Origin of the sequence: Streptomyces sp. NRRL S-31 (genome assembly GCF_000718775.1) — a bacterium.
Lineage (GTDB): Bacteria > Actinomycetota > Actinomycetes > Streptomycetales > Streptomycetaceae > Streptomyces.
Window position 1 is genome coordinate 1 of record NZ_JOCB01000244.1, and the last position, 566, is coordinate 566.

Below are 566 nucleotides of genomic sequence, written 5' to 3' on the forward strand. Positions count from 1 at the left end.
GAACGTCTTCAGGAACTGGTAGTCGCTCTGTTCGGTGCCGCTGCACGAGTCGGAGAGCTTGCCCGTGTCGGGGCAGGCCTTGTCCCGGCCGACCGCCCAGAAGGCGAGCTGCTGGATGCCCTTGTCCACGGCGAACTTGGCGAGCCGGTCGGCGTCGTCGGTGGTGAACGTCTCACCCGGGGTGTCGTTCACACCGATCATCGGCGTGTTGCCCTCCATCGCCCACAGCTCCTCGGACGACTTCGACGTCCAGATCTGCCCGAGCTGGTCGTGCAGACCCGTGGCCGCGTCGATCGCGGCCTGTCCCATGTCGTCCACCGGGGAGCCGTAGTCCATCGTCATGATGTTGACCAGCGTCACCCGCAGCCCGGTGCTCTCGGCGTCCTTCAGCAGCGCCACACCGTCCGCTTCCAGACCATGCGTGCCCGAGGGCAGCGTGAACTGCACGTCCAGCCGCTTCCCGGCCGCCTCCGACTCCTTCTGCAACGCCGCCAGCGCCTGGTTGCGACGGTGGTTCGCCGCCGTGTCCGCCAGCGCCGCACCCTCGATGTCGAAGTCCAGCCGGG

At 68.0% G+C, this 566-nt stretch carries 1 pseudogene; it reads right to left on the reverse strand.

The annotated features are described in order from the left end of the window. A pseudogene (locus IF37_RS0138445) lies at positions 1–566 on the reverse strand (hypothetical protein); the annotation flags it as partial.